This window comes from Hallella colorans (assembly GCF_003096815.1).
Taxonomy (GTDB): domain Bacteria; phylum Bacteroidota; class Bacteroidia; order Bacteroidales; family Bacteroidaceae; genus Prevotella; species Prevotella colorans.
The window spans coordinates 1-20,225 of sequence record NZ_QENY01000022.1 but is presented as its reverse complement, the minus strand read 5'-3'; the positions used below and the strand labels follow the sequence as shown (position 1 = coordinate 20,225).

The window sequence follows — 20,225 nt, the reverse complement described above, 5'->3', positions numbered from 1 at the left end:
CACGATGAAAAGAATATCATATATAATCGGAGTGGCATTGTTAACGGCAGGAACATTCTCATCTTGCGATATCAATGATGTGCGCAACTACACCGAACAGTCTACCGAAAACTTCCCAGCCACAACAAAAGACGCCACGGCCGCATTGGCAGGCGTATATCAAAACCTCAACGCTGTAATGGCATATCCACAAGAATCTTTCCTTTATTATGCCAACCTTGCCAGTGATGACCAGCTGGGCGGAGGCGGAGTGAACGACAAACTCATGCAAGCCTTGGACCTAATAGCCAACTATAACGCAGACATGACAAAGGAGTTTTGGTCTTATCGATATGAAGGCATTAACCGTGCCAACACACTCATTGCCGCAATTCCCAACACAAAACTCAACGATACCGACAAGGCACAATTCATGGGCGAGGCTCTTTTCCTTCGCGCATTCTATCATTATGAGCTGGCATCCATGTATGGCAATGTGCCATTGATGACCGAGCCGTCTGGAGAAACCAAGACACAAGGAGATGTCAAAGTGCTTTGGGGACAAATATTACAAGACTTGTACACGGCCGCGACAACGATGCCAGCCAAGCGTCTTACCAATGGACATGTGGACAAATACACAGCAGAGGCCATGTTAGGACGCGCTTGGCTTTTCTACACAGGCTTCTATTGTAACGGAACGAGCATATCCGACTTGACAAGCACTACTTACCACCCGCTTACGTCGGTACAATTACCCAACGGGCAGACACTCACCAAAGAGCAGGTCATCGCTTGTATAGACGACTGTGTTAACAATTCAGGCTACACTCTGGTGCCAGATTTCAGAAACCTATGGGCTTATACCAATAGGTTTACGGTAGAAGACTACTATTATACCAAAGGGAGAAACCTGAAATGGGTAGAGAATGACAACGGTATCAACCCAGAAACGATGTTCGCCATCAAGTTTAACAAGCGTGCAGACTGGTCCACTACCATTGGATATGCCAATGGAATGGCACTCCATTTCGGCATGCGTGGCGGCCAATCATACGACAAGACATTCCCATTCGGACAAGGATGGGGCGCTGGCCCGGTCGCACCCAATCTTGTGCAAGACTGGACAAGTGCGGAGCCTAACGACTTACGACGTGAGGCCTCCATTCAAGATGTGAACCAACTTCCAAACTATACCAAAGGCGGTTGGGCCGATTTCGTGCAAGAAACCGATTATTACAACAAAAAAATGTCACCTGTCACAGCCAAAAATGATGGCTCGGTTGAAGCTTTCTCACAAAAAGACATACCATACTTATGCTGCTTTGAAAACCTGATGTACGGACCATCTGGATGGGCTCAAGGCAACAACAACATGCAGTTGAACAATATACACGATTTGGTGCTGATCAGATTTGCTGACGTGTTACTAATGCAGAGCGAGCTCAAAGAAGATGTTGCAGGCATCAATAAGGTGCGCGCACGTGCTGGCCTAAACCCCATCGCATCCTATTCATTGGAAGCCTTGCAGAGAGAACGCCGTTGGGAGCTTGCCTTGGAGGGCACTCGCTGGAATGACATCCGCCGTTGGCATATAGCCGAAGCAGCCCTGCAACGGCAAAACAACCAGCAAATATACTATTGTGGCGAACCCGACAAGAACACCGCTCACAATGGGGGCTACGCCGCACGCTTCAAAGCCACCGCTGGTTTCCAAAAGATGCCCGACAGCCAAGTTAAGGTAGGCAGCGTCATGCAAAACGAAGGCTGGACCGGCCACGACTCAGAATACCAAGGCTGGAAATAGCTCGTGAGTGGCTCTTAGCCATGCGAATCATGGCGAGAGAACGTCTAAATTTTATTCATCCTTAAACCAAGCAAACACATGAAAAAAATAATATATGCCATTCCACTGTTGAGCCTCGCTCTCTTTTTTGCATCTTGCGAGCCAGCCCAAGACGATGAAAGCCCAAGTGCAACAGTTTCTTCTGAGCAACTCTCACAAGAATTGCGAATCGAAGCCCAAGCCGAGGGCAATAACAATCTTGTGGTTTATACCACGCCTACCCGTTACATCTATGTTTATGATGCCGAAAACGGTGAACTAATAGGCAATGGTACAAGGGTCAACGTGCAGGTGTTACCACCTGCTCGAGAAGTGAAATACTATGTACAAACCACTGGTTTTGACATGAAAGTGGCCAAGTCGGCACCCAAATCTATCAAGGTTACAACATTTACTGACCTTGACCCTATTCTCACCACGCTGTTTGGCGATGGCAAAGGCAACTTCACGTCGCATAAATACACTTGGAACAGCGAAGCTCCCGATGGATTATGGGGCAATGGTGGTTATATGGAGAGCACAGGTCCAGCATGGTGGGTAGTCAAGGCCACAGACATAGAAGAGCAAGCCAAGAAGGCTAATCTGCCCAAAGATGGCCTAAAAGGATGGTTCACACTGGGTCTTGGAGCTAACAATGTGAAAACAAGCCGTGGCGAAACAGGCTCCGTGGCGGCCACCAGCGAGCACCTCAAGGGCGGATGGGATATAGGCACGCTCACCTTCAAGGGCACCATGCCATTGATGGGCATACAGCCTAATTACAATAATCAACGCCAATATGTGTTCCAGATACTGAAAGCCACCGACCAAGAACTGCGTCTATGTGCTGGCGAACCTAATGCCGGAGACTGGGGAACAGCATGGTTTTGGAACTTTAAGCGTGTAGAATGATATAATGTTCGAGTGTGCGAACTCCTCCACCCGCATATACAACAATCGCCGTCTCGACCTCAAAGGCGAGACGACGGTTTTTTAATTTTTACACACATCGCCTTTCTTGCCCAAGAAGTAAAATCATCACATGCATGAGACAAATACTTTTTTCGTTGCTATCCTTATTAGTGCTATCATGCTCTAACGGTCATCACACCTTTGTCATAGATGGTGCGACCTCGCCCAAGCTCAAAGATGGACAGAAAATCTATCTCGTTCCACTCACAAATGCCAATTGGAATAATGTCGATTCTACATACATCCTCAATGGGCATTTTGCTTTTAAGGGCGACACCGAACGCGTATGTATCGTGCGTTTACCCATTCTTGACAGAATGAAAGCCCAAGAAATGCTTGTCATTACCGAACCGGGCAAAACTTATGTAACCATTGGTCCCAACAGCAGCGTGCACGGAACGCCCCAAAACGAGCTTATGCAGCGATGGAAAGAGGCGGTGACTCGCCAAAAAGAGGCATATTCTGCCTATATGGAAGCTAAAAAAACGGTCAAGCCTCAGATCGCCATTTCCAATTTAAGAAAACGTTACGAGCAAGCCTTTAACGACTATCAGCAGCTTTCATCCGCCATTATCCACCATCACAAAGACAAGACTATCGGCAAGTTCGTAGCTCGGCAGACAGGCTTGCAATAATCCCATTAACAAATGATGAAAGCTTTTATTTCCAAACATTACCAACTGTTGTTATCACTATTTTTTGCTATTGTGGTAACTATTTTTTGGGCAGGGCCTTACGTCAGCGCTTTAGTTTACCAAGAGCAATTCCAGCTTTTCCTCTTTGATAACGACTATTTCACCCAGCGCATGGCTGTGCCGGGCGGATTGGCCGACTACATTGCCGAGTTTTTAACGCAGTTCAATCGTTTGTATGTGATAGGAGCCATCATCATGGGAGCATTGTTTTTCACGCTCCAGCGGCTCACCTTTATGGTGTTTAAACACATGAAGGGGCATGATTGCTGGTATGCGCTCACGTTTATCCCTGCCTTTCTGCTTTGGATGTATATGGGAAATGAGAGTGTCTTGCTCTCGTTTGTCATTGCAATGGTGGCCATTTTGCTGTTCATGTTAGGTTATACAACGATAGCTCAACATCCTCATTCGCTAACCATCAGAATTGTTTATTTGGCAATAGGCATTCCAACATTTTATTGGTTGTTTGGAGCCAATATATGGGCAGGCGTTGTCTTTGTGCTGTTTTACGAATGGCGTAAGACACACAGGCTGCTCATTGCACTGGCTGCATTTGTCTACACAGTTCTGACCGTATATTGTTGCAGTTGGCTTATGACCGAATATCCGTATGAACAGTTGTTTCTTAGCATCAACTATTTTCGCTATCCCCAGGGTGTTCCCTACATGCAGTTGGTGGTAATGGGAGCCTTCGCACTTGTTCCATCATGCTGTACATGGCTACCCAACATGGGCAAAAACCTATGTCACTGCACCCACAGCAATCCATTTTGGCGTTCTCCAGCCATGCTTCTTTCCATCCTCATTGCTATAATAGGTGGTATAGGCGTAGTCAACAGTTTTGACAGACTGAAGTATGACCAGATAGAGTATGACTATTTAGTGCGTACCAACCAGTGGAATGCCATCATTCGCAAGGCTGAGAAGCATCCAGCCACCACACCGTTGAGTGTGAGCTGTGTCAACTTGGCTTTGTCCATGACCAACCAACTAACCGACCGGCTCTTTGAGTTCTACCAGAATAGCGTTGATGGTCTTTTTCCACCGTTCAGCCGCGACATGACATCACCCATACAGACAAGTGAGATTTTCTATCGCATTGGAATGATTAACGAAGCAGAACGCTACTGCTTCGAGGCACAAGAGGCCATTCCAAACGCACGCAAGAGTGGGCGATTGACAGCCCGTATAGCACAGTGCAACATTATCAACGGCAACTATAAGGTGGCGGCTAAATATCTGCGCATGCTCCAAAAAACGTTGTTTTATAAAAAATGGGCCAACAGCCAGATGCGCTTCATCAACAATGACAAGGCCGTAGAGGCTGATGCCGAATACGGTCGATTGAGAAACCAGCGTATCAAAAACAACGATTACCTCTTCAGTGACAAAGAGATGGACCAAATGCTGGGTATCTTGTTGGTCGACAATAAACAGTACAACAATGTCATGGCCTACGAATATCTCATAGCCTACGAACTGCTAAAGCGAGATGTGCAGCGCTTCATGCAGTACTATCCCTTAGGCCAATTCATGAACTTCGCACGCATACCTAACACCATTCAGCAGGTACTAATCGGCGTGTGGTTGCAGCAGCATGGCTCGTTAGAGGGCATACCCTATTCTGTCGACACACAAAACGTAGAGCAAACAGTAACGTTTATCCGCACCTATATGACCAACAGGCAAGACCCTGCCCTCACCTCTCCACCACTGAGCCACAACGCATGGCACTATATCATGATGGAGGACAGCAAAGAAAGTCGTTCCAAATCAAGCATGAAAGAGATTTACTAACATGAAAAAAACACATATTACACTCGGTCTTCTCATCATCTTGATGACACAATGCCTTATTGTAACCAGCTGTGCCGACAGTCCTGTCAATGCCGTCAAAAGCGAAAAGCTGCCACCTATATTTCCCGATTATGCCGGTGTGACTATCCCCGCAGAGATTGCGCCGCTCCAATTCAATCTCTCTGAACCGTGCGATGTGCTTGACGTTGTGGCCAAAGGCTCTAAAGGCGGACGGATACACAGCAACGCACAATATACTAAGTTTGACTTGAACGAATGGCATAATCTCACCGAAAAGAACAAAGGGGGGCAAATCATATTCACCGTTTCTGTCAAAGCCAATGGGCATTGGACACAGTACAAAGACTTTGCCGTGAATGTATCTACAGACCATTTGGGGGCGTGGGGACTTACTTATCGACTCATACCACCCGGGTACGAGGTATATGGAAAGATGGGACTGTACCAGCGCGACTTGCGAACATTCGAGCAGACTGCCATCATTGAGAACACAGCGGTGCCCGGCGCATGCGTCAACTGCCACACATCCAATCGTACCGACCCTACCAACTACACCTTTCACGTACGCGGTGACCATGGCGCGACGGTCATCTGCCAAAACGGACAAAGGCAAATGCTCGAACCCAAAAACAAGGAACTTGGTGGAAGCATGATCTATCCCTACTGGCATCCATCGGCAAAATTCGTGGCCTACTCCACCAACAAGACGCATCAGAGCTTTCATGCCGTAGCATCAAAACGTGTGGAAGTGTTCGACCAAGCATCTGATATTATCATCTTTAATCCAGCCACCAATGAGATTATACGCAACGCTGCCGTGATGACCAAAGACCACTACGAAAACTATCCCGTTTTCTCACCTGATGGTCGAACGCTCTATTTTGTATCGTCAAAAGCGTGGGACATTCCTGCTAACTACAAAAAAATACAATACAACCTTTGCAAAATTGCTTTCAACCCTACCACAGGGCACACTATAGGACAAGTGGACACCATCCTAAACGCTCGCAAGATGGGGCTGAGCGCAAACCATCCACGCCCATCCTACGATGGCAAATATTTGCTCTTCACTATGAGCCATTACGGCTGCTTCCCCATCTGGCACAAGGAAGCCGACCAATGGTTGTTAAATCTAAGCACGGGCAAGGCGAGGGCACTTACCGAAATAAATAGCGACGACACAGACAGCTATCACAACTGGAGCGCAAACTCGCGATGGATCGTGTTCACCTCAAGGCGACTCAACGGCTATTACACCACATTATATATAGCGCATGTCAATGCCAATGGCACCATGGACAAACCATTCTTGCTACCACAACAAAATCCGCAAGAATATTATGACAAGACAGTCTACTCGTTCAACACGCCCGATTTTATCCTACGCCCAATAAATACAGACCAGCGAGCCACCGCTAATGCTATCCTCTCATCTAAGCGCACGCCCACAAAGCTCAAATAGTACAATTTGAAAAGGATGACAGACGCACAGTGGCGAAACATGATAAATCAACGCCTCAAAATACCATACATCATGAGACAAGTAGGAGAAAAAACCATGATATAAGCTGACTATAAGCGTGAGCAAATGGCGATTTTCAGCAGTCGTTTTTCAATGATAATGAAACGATAGGCAATCAGACCATTTATATTAACCTGTTTGCCTCTCAGAACGTTGGCGATAAAATAGCCAAAGACACAAACAAGGGTGATAGTCAGTAAAGAAGAAATTAGGAAACACCTACCATCCAAACATCATTCGAATGGCCTATAGACCACTGTCGCATTAGTGTCCAAGCGTCATATCTTGTTGATATCCACATAGCCGTTCATCACGGCATAAATGGTGAGAGCCGATACACTCTTGGCACCGAGTTTCTCCATGATATTTTTACGATGGCTGATCACTGTGGTCAGCCCTATATTAAGACGATCAGCTATCTCCTTGTTGATATTTCCTTCCACTATCAACACTAACACTTCCCTCTCCCGAGCGGTGAGCGCATGGCTGTGCGCAGCCTTGACATTAGACGGGAAATTCTTGCCGTGGGCGTGGGCACGCTGTTCCAATTGGAGCAATGAGCGTACCAATTGCTCCTCCGAGACATTGACATTGAGACTATGAAAACCCACAGGGTGAGTGGAGGCATCGTGCCCCATGGTCAGCACGATGGTTTTGTGCCTGCGTTCAAGAAAAAATTGCCGGTTCAATATGACCACACTTTGTGCCACAAAATAATGAAAGTAACTGTCAGGGGCGTTGGATCGCATCTCGTCAAGTGTGGCAAAAGCATGCACTTCCATGATAGGGATTACCTGTTGGAGTATTTGTTTTAGTCCCAACACCGAGAGCACGTTGGGATCAATTATTGCCATTCGTGGACGATCTGTCATAGTTTAACACTGCTTATATCCACCAAGTTGTTCACAATGGCGTAGATGGTTAGACCGGCCGGGGAGTGTATCTGTAGTTTGCGAGCAATATTGCGACGATGGGTGATCACGGTATTGATAGAAATGTAGAGGTGATCAGCTATCTCCTTGTTGGTCATGCCCTGCACAAGAGCCACTACAACATCTTTCTCCCGGTCTGAAAGCGTCTCCTGCGTGTTAGCGTTGCTCTTGATCATATTGCTTATCTTCACACTCACATCATTCTGCTTCAACTTTTTTTCCATCCGCTTGATAACGGGTATAAAGATTTCATCCTCTACGTTGGCATGCTCTTTGAGCCACTGCTCGCAGTTGTATATCTCATAAAGGGCTGCGGTGAGCTGGTTGTTACGCAAGCCGTCAGATGGCAAGTATTTGATGATGATGTTCTTAAGCTCGCTCAGTTTTTGGTCTATCTGTGTGTGATGTTTGGAAAATGTCTCAATATCGTAGGTGGACGATGCGCTTCCACGCTCCAACTCCTCCACATACGGGAAAAGCGTTTTTTCCTCATACTGCATGTGGTTGCTTATGCTTCGCGCATACTCGTCAAAGAGTTTCAAGATGAGACGGGCCAAGTTATCATTCTCGTCAAGCGCTTCGCAGAGTGCCCTGCGAATGTAAGGCAACTCAAAGTCAAGATAATAAGCGTGACTGGCCTTGAGATAATGTATTAGCGTGGGGATGGATAGTCGGTCTACATCGTCATAATCGCGATAACCATTGATAGTGAAATTGATGACGGCAAGAAAGGTGTAAGTATCTACATGCTGGTCCTCGCACACCTCTTTGACCGTTTTGTCGCCAAAACCTAAGTTGATGCCAAATGAGCCAAGGCTTTGCAACGTATTATAATTGTCCCTGATGATGGATATCAACTTGTCATCAGGCTCATACATTTTTTGATTTTTCATCCCCCACTTACTTTCACTATAATAAATATATACTGCAAAATAAGAAAAAAAAAATGAAACTCGCAAGCGATTAGGTATTCATTTTGACACAAATAGCAAAGAATACCCACAAATAATGATGCCACATATTTACCAACTTGTAGGTATTGTTAGTTGTCTGGATAGGCAGTATCTTTAAAAGCATAAAATAGCCATGTGGCATCATCCGGGTAAACGCAACGGCGCACGCAATGGTTACGAGCCTATGATACAAGGATTTCATTGCAATCTTTTAACGTATCAAAAAGCATAATATGGCAGACGACAGACAACGCTCCGCCCCTATTTCGTCCGCATTTTTTATAGCTTTAGCAAGGCTGCGAGCCACGAGGAAGACTAACCAACAGGCTTGCCACATCACCATTATCAGGTATTCCACAGATCTTTAAACTCATATTTTTTAGGTATTGTGTAAAAAAAGTTTAAAACATAACTTTGCATCCCGAATAACATTAAATAAATTTAATAAAAGCAATTAGCACAAATATCAGCAATAGTAGTATGAAGATAAAAATGAAAAAAAACAGTGGCTCTTGCTATCATGCTATGCGGAATGAGTGCCATGACCACAGCAGCCACCCCACCCACGGCTCAAGACACGGCTTATCACAAATATCGTATAGGCGGATATGGAGAGATTTTGACACGGTTTAAGGATTACGGACTGAACCGTTTCACGGGCGCGAGCAATGGCAACGCACGGTTGAACCATAGCGAAATATCCATACCGCGCTTTGTTCTGTCGGGCGATTATAAACTGTCTGACAAGTGGATTCTTGGTGCGGAGATAGAGTTCGAGTCGGGTGGCGTGGGCATGGCCTATGAGATAGAGTCAGGCTCGGGCGCTGAGAACGGCGAATATGAAAACGAAATAGAAAAAGGTGGTGAGGTGGCTTTAGAGCAATTTCACCTTACCCGACTGATCCACCCAGCCTTTAATGTGCGCGTGGGTCACCTCATCATACCGTTGGGGCTTACCAATGCCCATCATGAGCCACTGTTTTTTTTCACGCCGACACGCCCCGAAGGAGAGTGTACGCTATTGCCATCAACATGGCACGAAACTGGATTGGAGTTCTTTGGTGGTTTCGGCAGGGGAGCAGCCTCTTTTAATTACCAATTATTGATGACAGCCGGCCTCAATCCTGACGGGTTCGGCAAGTACAATTGGGTGAGAAAGGGCAAGCAAGGGGCTTTCGAGTTTGACAACTTCACCGCTCCTGCCTACACGGCTCGGCTTGACTGGAACGGCGTGCCAGGACTGCGCGTAGGGTTCAGTGCCTTTTTCAATCCTAATAGTGGCAAGAACACCGAGAAGTTTTTGAACTATAATAACATGAACGCTATCAACGTGTTCATCTACTCGTTTGACGCCCAATACATCAACAAGTATGTTACGGCACGTGCCAACGTGGTACACGGCCATGTGTCTCAGACGGGCGAAATAAATGGCACTGCGGTATCGGCAGGCTCTCCTTATGGCACACGCAAGCGTGGCATGGGTTCGCATGCGCTCACATACAGTGCTGAGGTGGGCGTGAACATAGCGTCATTCTTTCCCGGTAGCAAATTGCCCAACATCTATCCATACGCACATTACGACTATTACAACCCACAGGAGGGCACGGTTATAGGCACCGTGGCCGACCCACGTACACAAGTTAGCATGTGGGCATGTGGCCTTAACTGGAAACCACTGCCTTGTTTAGCGATCAAAGCCGACTATGCCACACGTCAAATAGGTACGCACGCTGTGTTTGGTAAGGGTAAATACAACTCGGAAAACGAGTTTCGCATAGGCGTGGCATACGCCCTTTATTTTGCCAAGAAATAAAAATCTAAAACTTACCTCATAAAACAACTCTGCAAAAGATATAACGAAAAAAATATATTATTAACGTAAACGTAATGAGACATGAAAAAAAATGCATTAATTCTTGGCACTCTCGCTATAGGTTTGGCATTCAGTAGTTGTAACACTGACTCGCCAGAAAATGGCACTTTTACCAAAGAGCAAGAAAAGAAAATCATCGAGGAAATCAATGCCGAAGATGTCATTGAGTACAACGAACAAAACCAAAAGGCTTGGGGTAACTACATGGCGGTAGTTGGCAAGCTGCTGGTAGCCGATGCCAACGCACTCTACGACGATTGGACCAAAAGCTATAATGGTGGCAAACCATACGCCGAGATATTCAAAGAGCACAAGAGTGAGGCCCTGAAGCTAAACTCTGCGTATGACTGTTTGGCCTTGTTGGTAACCTATATGGACCACATAGCCGACGAGGTGAGCTCCGAAAAAATAGGCTCTCCATATCGCAAATATACCGAAAAATGGCCCACCAAAGCAAATATGAAAGCGGGTCTTTATGCCGTTGAGTCATGGTATAGCTGGCACTCTCGCTTAGACTACATGAACAACATCCTATCCATTCGCAACGGTTACTATGGGGTTTACGACAAGGGTTTCAGCAAGTTGAGCAAAGCTCACGCAAATTCACTTTATGCCTATGTGGAAAAGAAGGACCCTGCGCTCAACAAAAAAGTGGCCCAAGCCATTGACAAAGCCATAAAAGCTATCGACAATATTCCGCAACCATTCCGCAACCACATCAACAGCAGTGAGACAAAAGCTGCCGCAGACGCTGTCGCAGACCTGAACGTGGTGCTCGCCAAAGACATGCAATCATTCCTTGACAAGTATAAAAACGACCATAAAGGGCTTGACCCCATCGTCTCTCACGTAGTGGACGAGGTGATAGTGCCAACCTATGCGGACCTGAAAAAATACAACAAGGAGCTGTATCACAAAATTTTGGCGTTCCAAGCCAACCCCTCGAACGAAGGTTTCGAGGCTTGTTGCAAGGCTTGGATAACAGCGCGCCAGCCATGGGAGTCGTCCGAGGCTTACCTCTTTGGACCGGTAGCCGACAAAGGTCTTGACCCAAACATGGACACTTGGCCACTGGATATCGATGGTATCGAAAACATTTTGAAATCTGAAGACTGGAACAAACTGAACTGGAGCGGCGATTTTGTCGAGGAAGAAGAAGGCGATAACGGCAACAGCCAGCTGTCTCCGGAAGAAAAGAAGAGAGCCGAAGATATCAGCAGTGCCCAGTCGTTACGTGGTTATCACACCATTGAATTTTTAATTTTCAAGAATGGAAAGTCTCGCAAAATAAAATAATCTTTTTATAAATACTCTTTGATCATGGACGGAGTTGTCAAGCACCACGCTTGGCACTCCGTATTTAAGCGTTAAAAAAAACGTGAAAAAAAGATGGCAATATGATGTGTTTTTACAAATATTCATTAATTCTTCTTGCCGCATTGTCACTGACAGCCTGCGAAGACGAAGGCGAACAACTACACGTGCAAGACGTAGAGGTGCCTGATGGCTATGCCTTGTCGGCTGGAATATCAACCGAATTTTCTCGCTCCGCCTACTCTTACGACGAGGCATCAGACTGGGTAAGGGGGCGCTACGAGACGCTTTTCAACGAGGGCGATCGCCTTTATGACAATGTAGCAAGCAGCAATTACAATGGCGAGGGTGGCGGCCGAGGACCTGTTTTCGTGGGTTATTGCTGCGGAAGCTGCCATCGTAACGCTGGCCGCACACAGCCCTCCTATTGGATGGCCTTTAAAAATGGCAGTGACAAAGCCACTGGCGAATATGGCTTCACATCCATGTTGTGCTACATCACGAAGAAAAACGGAGCGTTCTTCCCCAATTATGGCCGTGTCATCCACGACAACACCATCTACGGCGTGACACCAGAGGGAGAGCTTCACTTTGACATTGATTCCGCCACCTACCAGTTTCCGGATGGCGAGAAGTACACACTCTGTTATCCCAAATATCGCATTACAAAATGGTATGCGGACAGCATAAAGCCCGAAGACCTCTTCATCTCGGTGCGCGTGCCGCTACGTCATGTTGGCCAAGGAGTCATCATGGCACTCGACCGCGAAGAGATCAGGCAGCTGGCAGCTAAAAGCAATTACCCGGAATGGGGCATTAGCGGCAGATATAACATCATTTCCGAGCGAGGGGTAAGTCAAATTGGCGTTGGCGGCAACAAGTCGCACCACGCCGACCTCACGGTAGAGTTGGGCTATTCATCAGACATGGGCATGACCAACAGTCGCTTCCCAGAGGAAATATGCCGTGGACAGAAACAAATTAGAGAGGGCGCTATGATGGGGATGGCTTATCATAAGCTCGATGTAAGTACCAAGGACATGGAGGCCGTAGACCTTTATCTACATTCGTTGGCAGTGCCCGCACGACGCGACGTGAACAACCCGGATGTAAAAGAAGGTGAAAAACTGTTCTACAAGGCAGGTTGCCACTTGTGCCATGTCACCACATTACACACCAACAAACGTGGTGTAACCCTGCTTGGGGGCATGTCATTGCCATGGTTAGGAGGGCATCAGGCGGTGCATCCCTACTCCGACTTCCTGCTCCACGACATGGGGTCGGAAATTATGGGCGTAGGCCTCAACGACCACATGGTGAGCGGATTGGCAAGAGGCAACGAGTGGCGAACCACCCCTTTGTGGGGTATCGGACTGCAATTGCTCGTCAACGGCCACACCTATTTTCTACATGACGGCCGCGCTCGCAACTTTACCGAGGCCATCATGTGGCACGGAGGTGAGGCACAGGCCAGCAAACAGAAATTCGCACATTTCTCAAAGCAAGACCGCGCCAAACTCATTAGATTTCTCTGGAGTCTATAATCAACTTTACCGTAGAAACAAAATAAAATATTAAATATAACATGAAGCTATATCGCGCTTACGCTGCTATCATCGCAGCAGGACTTAGTTCTGTGGCTTTTGCAGAGCAAACAGACAAGGATGCCGTTCTGAACGACAACAAAAAAACGGCCATTGAGATGAATGTCACGACCGAAAATACCGACGAAAACGTCCAAAAACAACGTGAAGTGACCTATGACCGAGAAAACGGCGTGCTCCCTATCGCTGACAACAGAGGGTTTTCTTTGGCCTCCAAGGATGGGAAATTTATTCTCAAACCTTACTTAATGCTCCAGACAACACTTAGATTCAACTACTATCCAGACGAGGGACTTGACAAGGCTTATAACCAAGACAACGTAGCCAACTCTGGTTTTGCCATACCATTCGGCATTATCGGCTTCACCGGCAAGGCCTTTGGCAAAATTGATTATAACGTTTGCGTCAATGCGGCAGCCAAGGGAGGCGCGCTGTTGCAACAAGCATGGATAGATTACGCAGCCTCCAAAGCTCTGCGCTTCCGCGTGGGAAAACAGAAAACACCATTCGCCGGGGCATTCCTTACCACCCTTGGCGAGACTTTGTTCCCTGCCATGCCGTCGTCGCTCATCTGCACCACGATATTGCCTTACAGCCTCAACGCCGTCAACCCCACCATCAACACAGGCTGGGACTTGGGTGTCAAGATGCACGGTTTGATAGCAGACAAGTGGGGCTATGAGCTCGGCTTATTCAATGGAACGGGTGGCAACGTCAATACGGCTACCAAGGGCTTTAGCGACGACAACCATTTTCCGTCACTGCTCTACGCCGCGCGCGTCACTTTCCAAGGCAACGGAGCCATGCCGATGAGCCAAGGCAATCCTAACCTTTTAGGCTTAGGCACAAAATATTTAGTGGGGCTTTCCGTTAACTATAATAATGAAGCGGAGAACGAATCGACCAATGATTTGCGTGCCGGAGTGGAGTTCGCGCTGCTGAGCGGACCGTGGTCTGTGGCAGCTGAGGGCTACTACATGCACGTGGGCTTTACCAAACGAATGAAAATAACCGACCGTTTCAATTACATGGGAGGCTACGCGCAATTGGCCTATTTTCTCAACAGATCGTGGCAATTGGGCGTTCGCTACGATTGGATGGACCGCAATGGCACCCGCAAGGATGGCAGTCTGAACTCTCCGGGGGTGGTTTGTAACTATTTTGTACCTAAAACCAATATCAAACTCTCCGCAATGTATCAATACACAGGCCGTTGGGGGCACGACACCCAAGCCGACAGAGACCTTGACAATCTCGGATTGGCCACTCATTCCGCCATGATTTTGATGCAATATGCTTTTTAAGTGTTGATAGAGATGAACAATATAATCCATAAATTTTTACCACTATTGGTCATGGCGCTCCTTGCAAGTTGCGACTCTGGTAACATTGAGGAGACAGACCCCGACAGCGAACAAGGTCGCGTGGTCAAGATAGAGGGCAACATAGCCGGCCTGAAAAGCTGGCCATTGGATTATGATGTCGCGGTGGCTGGTTTCTCAAGCAAGTCCAACTCAAGCGCGGCTCCCTATGCCGAAATATCCAAAGTGGTCACCACCGATGCCAATGGCAACATGTCATTGGTGCTGTCGGGAATAAGCTCGGACATTGACGTGATACAGATTTGCGTGCTCAATCGCCTGCGACAACGTGTCATGAAGTTTGTGTCAAAGGACATTTCCAACGCCACGGGGCGCGACACCATACGTCTAAACGTTGACAAGGTGGACGCCAGCATGTTCAATGCCATTCAGGTGGGCATTTTCAATGGTGTGTGTTCGTCGTGCCACAATGCCTCAAGACCCGCCGGCGGCCTCGACCTTACCGATGGGCACAGCTACGCCTCGTTAGTAAACCATGAGTCAGTAAAGGTGCCACGGATGAAAAGAGTGATCCCCGGCGACAAGCAAAACAGCTTGTTGTACCAAGTGTTAAACTCTGACATCTCACGCTCGTGGAAGCAAGACCACACCGACATGGGCAACAAGGAACGTACCGAAAAGTATATCCTACAGCTCATCAACGACTGGATCGCCACCGGCGACACTCAGTAAGAGCAAAGATCCGGATTGGCTTAAACCACCAATCCGGCTTGCCGTTTCTTTATTTCTATCCAACAACCATGTTGGCATAGTACCCAACACAATTCAAATGAAGTTTATCAAGTATGCCATAGCGATTTTGTTTGTTGCGCTCATTGTTCTTATGGCCTTTGCCACCTATATGGAACAGCAACACGGCACTGCGTTCGTGGCACAGCATATATATCACACGCTATGGTTTTGCGCCTTGTGGGGCATACTAACCACACTGGCCATAATATACATCATCAACCGAAAACTAAACCGCCGCCTCCCCATTTTCATGCTTCACGGAGCATTTGTCGTCATCCTAATAGGCTCAGCCATCACATATTTCACTGGCAAAGAGGGCAAGATACATCTGCGCGAGGGTGTCGCCGAGAACACGTTTTTAGAGCAAGCGAGCGGCCAAATGCTGCCCTTGCCATTCTCGTTGACGCTCAAATCTTTTCAAATAACATGCTATCCAGGCACCGACACGCCCTCCGATTTTGTCAGCACAGTAACATGCCAAAGTCCCAACGACAGTAAAGTAGTCAATGCCGAAATCTCGATGAACAACATTTTGAGACACCACGGCTATCGTTTTTATCAAGATGGGTTCGACCCAGACCACAAAGGTACCACCCTGAGCGTCAATCACGACCCTTGGGGCACGGCCATAACCTATATCGGCTACCTATTGTTGGCATTGAGCATGACGCTTACCCTCATCTCTCGCAAGGAGTCGTTTCGCCGTCTTCTTTCCTCGCCCGCACTGCGCCGCGGCTCCGTGCTTTTTGTCTTGGCTGCGCCCATGCTCACCGCCCATGCCGAGGATGTGCCCACCATCAACGCTGAAAAAGCCAAGATAGTGGCACGTTATCAGGTGGTTTACAACAGCAGGGTGGTACCCCTCAACACCGTGGCCACCGATTTTCTACAAAAAATATATGGCCGTCACAGTTACAAAGGTTTGTCGGCCGAGCAGGTGCTCTATGGGTGGATAGCGCGACCGGACGCATGGAAAAGCCAGCGCTTTATCCAAATCAAGCACGCGCCCCTTCGCCAGCGGCTTGGCATAACGGGCGAATACGCCGCGATGGAAGAACTTTTTGATGCCAACGGCAAATACAAGCTCATGCCAATGGTGCATGAAGAACAAAAAAAAGACGCCATGGGCAAAGCTATCAAAGAGCTTGACGAGAAAGCCGGATTGATACTCATGCTCACAAGCAATACTCTTTTCACACCCCTTGCGCCCACGTCGCCACGCCTTAGCGACACCCGCGTGGAAGCAGAGATTATTTATAACAAGATTCCGGCAACCAAAATACTCTTCATCGTCAATCTTGTCATGGGCATTCTCACTTTCATTCTCTTGATGGCAAACACCTCCATCGGGCGTTGGCGGCGCGCGAGGCACATGGCGCACGTTGCCAGCGTAGCGGTCTTCGGCGCGTCGTTCGCGTTTGCCCTGCTCACCTATGCCCTACGTTGGTACGTGGGTGGGCGCGTGCCGTTAAGCAATGGGTACGAAACAATGCTGCTCATGGCCCTCCTGCTCATGGCTATCACCCTGACTATACACCGTCGGTTCCCTTACCTTTTGCCTTTCGGGTTCCTACTCTCGGGCTTCACCCTTCTCGTGAGCCACTTGGGGTCCATGAACCCCCAAATCACACCTCTCATGCCAGTGCTCCACTCTCCCCTACTCAGCATACACGTCAGCGTCATCATGACAGCCTACGCGCTGTTGGCACTCATGGCCATGCAAGGCGCTTTCGCATTGTGGCTCATGCGCGACAAGACACCAAGGCGTCGACGCGCACTCATCGATCAGGTCACCACCCTCAACCGTGTCATGCTGTTCCCCTCTGTTTTTTTATTGGCCGTCGGCATTTTTCTCGGGGCCGTCTGGGCCAATGTTAGTTGGGGGAAATACTGGAGTTGGGACCCCAAAGAGACATGGGCGCTCATCACCCTCATGGCCTACGCCGTTCCATTACACCGCCAGTCGCTGCCATTAGCCCGTCGCGACAAGCAATTCAATATCTATATCACCTGTGCGTTTCTCTGTGTGCTCATGACATTTTTTGGCGTTAATTATTTTCTCGGAGGCATGCACGCATACGCATAAAACAACTGTCATCATGGAAACCAAGAAACTAAAGATAATCATCAACGACGTATCCGTTAGCCTTTTCGCCTTTGACGGAGGCCAAGGCGTGCGCGAATATCTTGCCATGCTCACCTGTACCAATCCCGAACAATCATTCGAGGAACAAGCCCGGGCAATGGCCAACAGCTGCGAAGAGATACGCACGAGCAATTTCCACGGGCATTTGGGCAAACTGAGCGAAGCTCACCCCGTGTTCAAACGCTATTATCTCAGCGACGCGGCCAATCAGCTGGAGACGCTACAAAAGATAATCGGTGAGCAAGATTGCGCCGTGTCTTACGTGCAGCAACCGCCACTCCAAGGCGCAAAACTGGGGCTTTGGGTCTACTTGATGGCTGGGACAGAGAACCACAAAATAGACGACAACATGTTTGCCGTGACGCACAACGGCTACACCGAGCTGTGGTCAGCGCAACTCATGGCCGCGGGCAAAAACGCTTTCGACCAAACGTTTGACATCATGACCACCTACGCCCAGCGTCTACGAAGCTTAGGCTGCACATTAGCCGACAACTGTCTACGCACATGGTTGTACGTCAACGACATCGACAACCACTACGACGGTGTGGTAAAAGGTCGCAACGCCGTGTTCGATACCGAACACCTTACGGACGACACACACTTCATCGCATCGACAGGCATTGGCGGCCGATGCGCCGACCATCGGGCGCTGTGCATGATGAACGCCTACGCCATCAAGGGCATCAAGCCCAACGACGTGCGCCATCTATACGCGCTCGACCACCTGAACCGCACCTCCGACTATGGCGTGCGCTTTGAGCGAGGTTCCTACATAGACTTCGCGGGACGGCGCAAGGTGTTCATCTCTGGAACGGCCAGCATTGACAACAAGGGCGACATTATGCACGTGGGCGACATTCGCCAACAGGTGCGTCGCATGTGGGAAAACATCCAAGCCCTGTTGGCAGAAGGAGGATGCACCTTTGACGACGTGGCGGAAATGACCGTTTACCTGCGCGACACGGCCGACTACAAGATAGTGTCTGACATGTTCGCGCAGAAGTTTCCCGACACGCCCTATATCATTGTTCTCGCGCCTGTGTGCAGACCAGGCTGGCTCGTGGAAACGGAGTGCTTGGCATTGAAGAAACTGTAAACCAAACACTACATGCCACACACCATATCCCATCAAACTCTCGGTAGCGTGAACGTCCGACTGGCCAAATTCAGCACCGGGACCGACGTTGACGAGTACCAACTCGCACTATGCATAGACGACGAAGCGGCCCACCTAAGCTACGCCGAGCAGCTCAGACAACTATGCGTCGCCTTCGAGACCGTTCGCCAACAAACCAAGGCCAACCCTGTGTTCAAACGCTATTTCATCAGCGACGCGGCCAACCAGACAACCTTGCTGATGAATTACGAGTTGGCATACACCGACTATGAGCTGTCTGTCATAGAGCAGCCACCCGCCAATGGCACCAAGGTGGCACTATGGTGCTACCTCATGACCAATGTCAACACCAAGGCCAACGTCTCCGGCCTATACGAGGTGCAGCACGGCAGCTACCGCCATCTGTGGAGCGCCAACAACACGGCGCAAGCCGAAACTTGCTCCGCGCAAACAAAATTGCTGCTCAACGACTATGTGATGCAACTCATGAATGAGGGTTGCACGCTGCGCGACAACTGTGTGCGCACTTGGTTTTACGTTAACGACATAGACCAAGACTACAATGATGTGGTGAAAGCACGCAACGAGGTGTTCTACACACAGGGCATGAACGCCAACACACACTTCATCTCCAGCACTGGCATTGGTGGCAGGCAGGCAGACAACCAGCGCCTCTGCCAGATGGACAGCTACGCGATTTACGGATTACGCGAAGGCCAAATGCGCCACCTCTATGCCCCCGACCATCTCTGTCGAACCGTCAAGTACGGCGTAAGCTTTGAGCGTGGCGTTTACATTGACTATGGCGACCGCCGACACGTGTTCATCTCGGGAACAGCCAGCATAGACCGTGACGGCAACATTGTGAGCCAAGGCGACATTCTCGGACAGTGCGAGCGGGTATGGCAAAATATCGAAGCCCTGCTCAACGAGGCCAACTGCGAGATGAAAGACCTGCAAATGGTGATCTGCACCATACGTCACGCGTCAGATTTTAACACCGTGCGACAATGGATTTCACATAAGATTGGGAACAATGTTCCACATATTTTAGTTTGCGCGCATATCTGCAGGCCAAACTGGCTGGTTGAGATGGAATGTATCGCGGCACGTAAAATAAAATCAGACTATCCCGTCTTCTAAATGTCTACAATACAAACAAGTCGGAAGCCCACCCATCTCACGACCAGCGTTTCATCCAAACGCGCACGATGAAACATGCCTCCGAATGTAAAATAAAATGGCCTATCATTTATTTTCAAGTATTGCTGTCCGGTAAAACTTTATTAAACAAAATAATTTAGGGCTGACACTTCTCACGAGGTGTCAGCCCTTTTGGTTATCTTTGTTTTTACTAA

16 protein-coding genes are annotated in these 20,225 nt (G+C 48.4%); 14 read left to right on the top strand and 2 right to left on the bottom strand.

Annotated features, from left to right (window positions below; genetic code table 11):
• Window positions 1-4: 4 nt before the first annotated feature.
• The 5 genes from C7379_RS10325 to C7379_RS10305 all read left to right on the top strand — a co-directional run bounded on the left by C7379_RS10325 (window position 5) and on the right by C7379_RS10305 (window position 6,751).
• On the top strand, window positions 5-1,786 hold the full coding sequence (locus C7379_RS10325) for a RagB/SusD family nutrient uptake outer membrane protein (RefSeq protein ID WP_116617240.1): 1,782 nt from the start codon (window positions 5-7) through the stop codon (window positions 1,784-1,786).
• Window positions 1,787-1,864: 78 nt separating this feature from the next.
• Window positions 1,865-2,716, top strand: a complete 852-nt coding sequence (locus C7379_RS10320) for a hypothetical protein (protein WP_116617239.1) — start codon at window positions 1,865-1,867, stop codon at window positions 2,714-2,716.
• A 134-nt stretch (window positions 2,717-2,850) separates the two neighbouring features.
• Window positions 2,851-3,411, top strand: a complete 561-nt coding sequence (locus tag C7379_RS10315; RefSeq protein ID WP_116617238.1) for a DUF4369 domain-containing protein — start codon at window positions 2,851-2,853, stop codon at window positions 3,409-3,411.
• A 12-nt stretch (window positions 3,412-3,423) separates the two neighbouring features.
• Window positions 3,424-5,268: a DUF6057 family protein gene (locus C7379_RS10310; protein ID WP_243406780.1), complete on the top strand. Its 1,845-nt coding sequence runs from the start codon at window positions 3,424-3,426 to the stop codon at window positions 5,266-5,268.
• A gap of 1 nt (window position 5,269) precedes the next feature.
• The gene (locus tag C7379_RS10305) at window positions 5,270-6,751 is read left to right on the top strand and encodes a TolB family protein (RefSeq protein WP_165815063.1); all 1,482 of its coding nucleotides are present in this window, start codon (window positions 5,270-5,272) and stop codon (window positions 6,749-6,751) included.
• 338 nt (window positions 6,752-7,089) lie between these two features.
• Here C7379_RS10305 and C7379_RS10300 read toward each other — a convergent pair whose 3' ends face one another.
• On the bottom strand, window positions 7,090-7,683 hold the full coding sequence (locus C7379_RS10300) for a helix-turn-helix transcriptional regulator (RefSeq protein WP_116617237.1): 594 nt from the start codon (window positions 7,681-7,683) through the stop codon (window positions 7,090-7,092).
• Window positions 7,680-8,636 carry a LuxR C-terminal-related transcriptional regulator gene (locus C7379_RS10295; protein WP_116617236.1) on the bottom strand — a complete coding sequence of 319 codons (957 nt, stop codon included), beginning with the start codon at window positions 8,634-8,636 and terminating at the stop codon, window positions 7,680-7,682. Before C7379_RS10295 ends, C7379_RS10300 begins: the two co-directional genes overlap by 4 nt.
• Before the next feature lie 293 nt (window positions 8,637-8,929).
• Between C7379_RS10295 and C7379_RS13100 the strand changes: the two genes are divergently transcribed.
• From C7379_RS13100 to C7379_RS10255, 9 genes are all read left to right on the top strand, one after another.
• Window positions 8,930-9,064: a hypothetical protein gene (locus C7379_RS13100; RefSeq protein WP_262500769.1), complete on the top strand. Its 135-nt coding sequence runs from the start codon at window positions 8,930-8,932 to the stop codon at window positions 9,062-9,064.
• 137 nt (window positions 9,065-9,201) lie between these two features.
• Window positions 9,202-10,509: a hypothetical protein gene (locus C7379_RS10290; RefSeq protein WP_243406779.1), complete on the top strand. Its 1,308-nt coding sequence runs from the start codon at window positions 9,202-9,204 to the stop codon at window positions 10,507-10,509.
• 81 nt (window positions 10,510-10,590) lie between these two features.
• Window positions 10,591-11,865: an imelysin family protein gene (locus C7379_RS10285; protein ID WP_116617234.1), complete on the top strand. Its 1,275-nt coding sequence runs from the start codon at window positions 10,591-10,593 to the stop codon at window positions 11,863-11,865.
• A 101-nt stretch (window positions 11,866-11,966) separates the two neighbouring features.
• On the top strand, window positions 11,967-13,427 hold the full coding sequence (locus C7379_RS10280) for a di-heme oxidoredictase family protein (RefSeq protein WP_375712918.1): 1,461 nt from the start codon (window positions 11,967-11,969) through the stop codon (window positions 13,425-13,427).
• Between the two features lie 158 nt (window positions 13,428-13,585).
• The gene (locus C7379_RS10275) at window positions 13,586-14,791 is read left to right on the top strand and encodes a porin (protein WP_336469926.1); all 1,206 of its coding nucleotides are present in this window, start codon (window positions 13,586-13,588) and stop codon (window positions 14,789-14,791) included.
• A gap of 12 nt (window positions 14,792-14,803) precedes the next feature.
• Entirely contained in the window at window positions 14,804-15,541 is a 738-nt protein-coding gene (locus C7379_RS10270) for a hypothetical protein (RefSeq protein ID WP_116617261.1), read from the top strand.
• Window positions 15,542-15,638: 97 nt separating this feature from the next.
• The gene (ccsA, locus tag C7379_RS10265; protein WP_207773424.1) at window positions 15,639-17,687 is read left to right on the top strand and encodes a cytochrome c biogenesis protein CcsA; all 2,049 of its coding nucleotides are present in this window, start codon (window positions 15,639-15,641) and stop codon (window positions 17,685-17,687) included.
• 13 nt (window positions 17,688-17,700) lie between these two features.
• Entirely contained in the window at window positions 17,701-18,846 is a 1,146-nt protein-coding gene (locus C7379_RS10260) for a Rid family hydrolase (protein WP_116617231.1), read from the top strand.
• Window positions 18,847-18,858: 12 nt separating this feature from the next.
• Window positions 18,859-20,010 (top strand): Rid family hydrolase, encoded by a 1,152-nt coding sequence (locus C7379_RS10255; RefSeq protein WP_116617230.1) that lies wholly within the window; start codon window positions 18,859-18,861, stop codon window positions 20,008-20,010.
• Window positions 20,011-20,225: the final 215 nt, after the last annotated feature.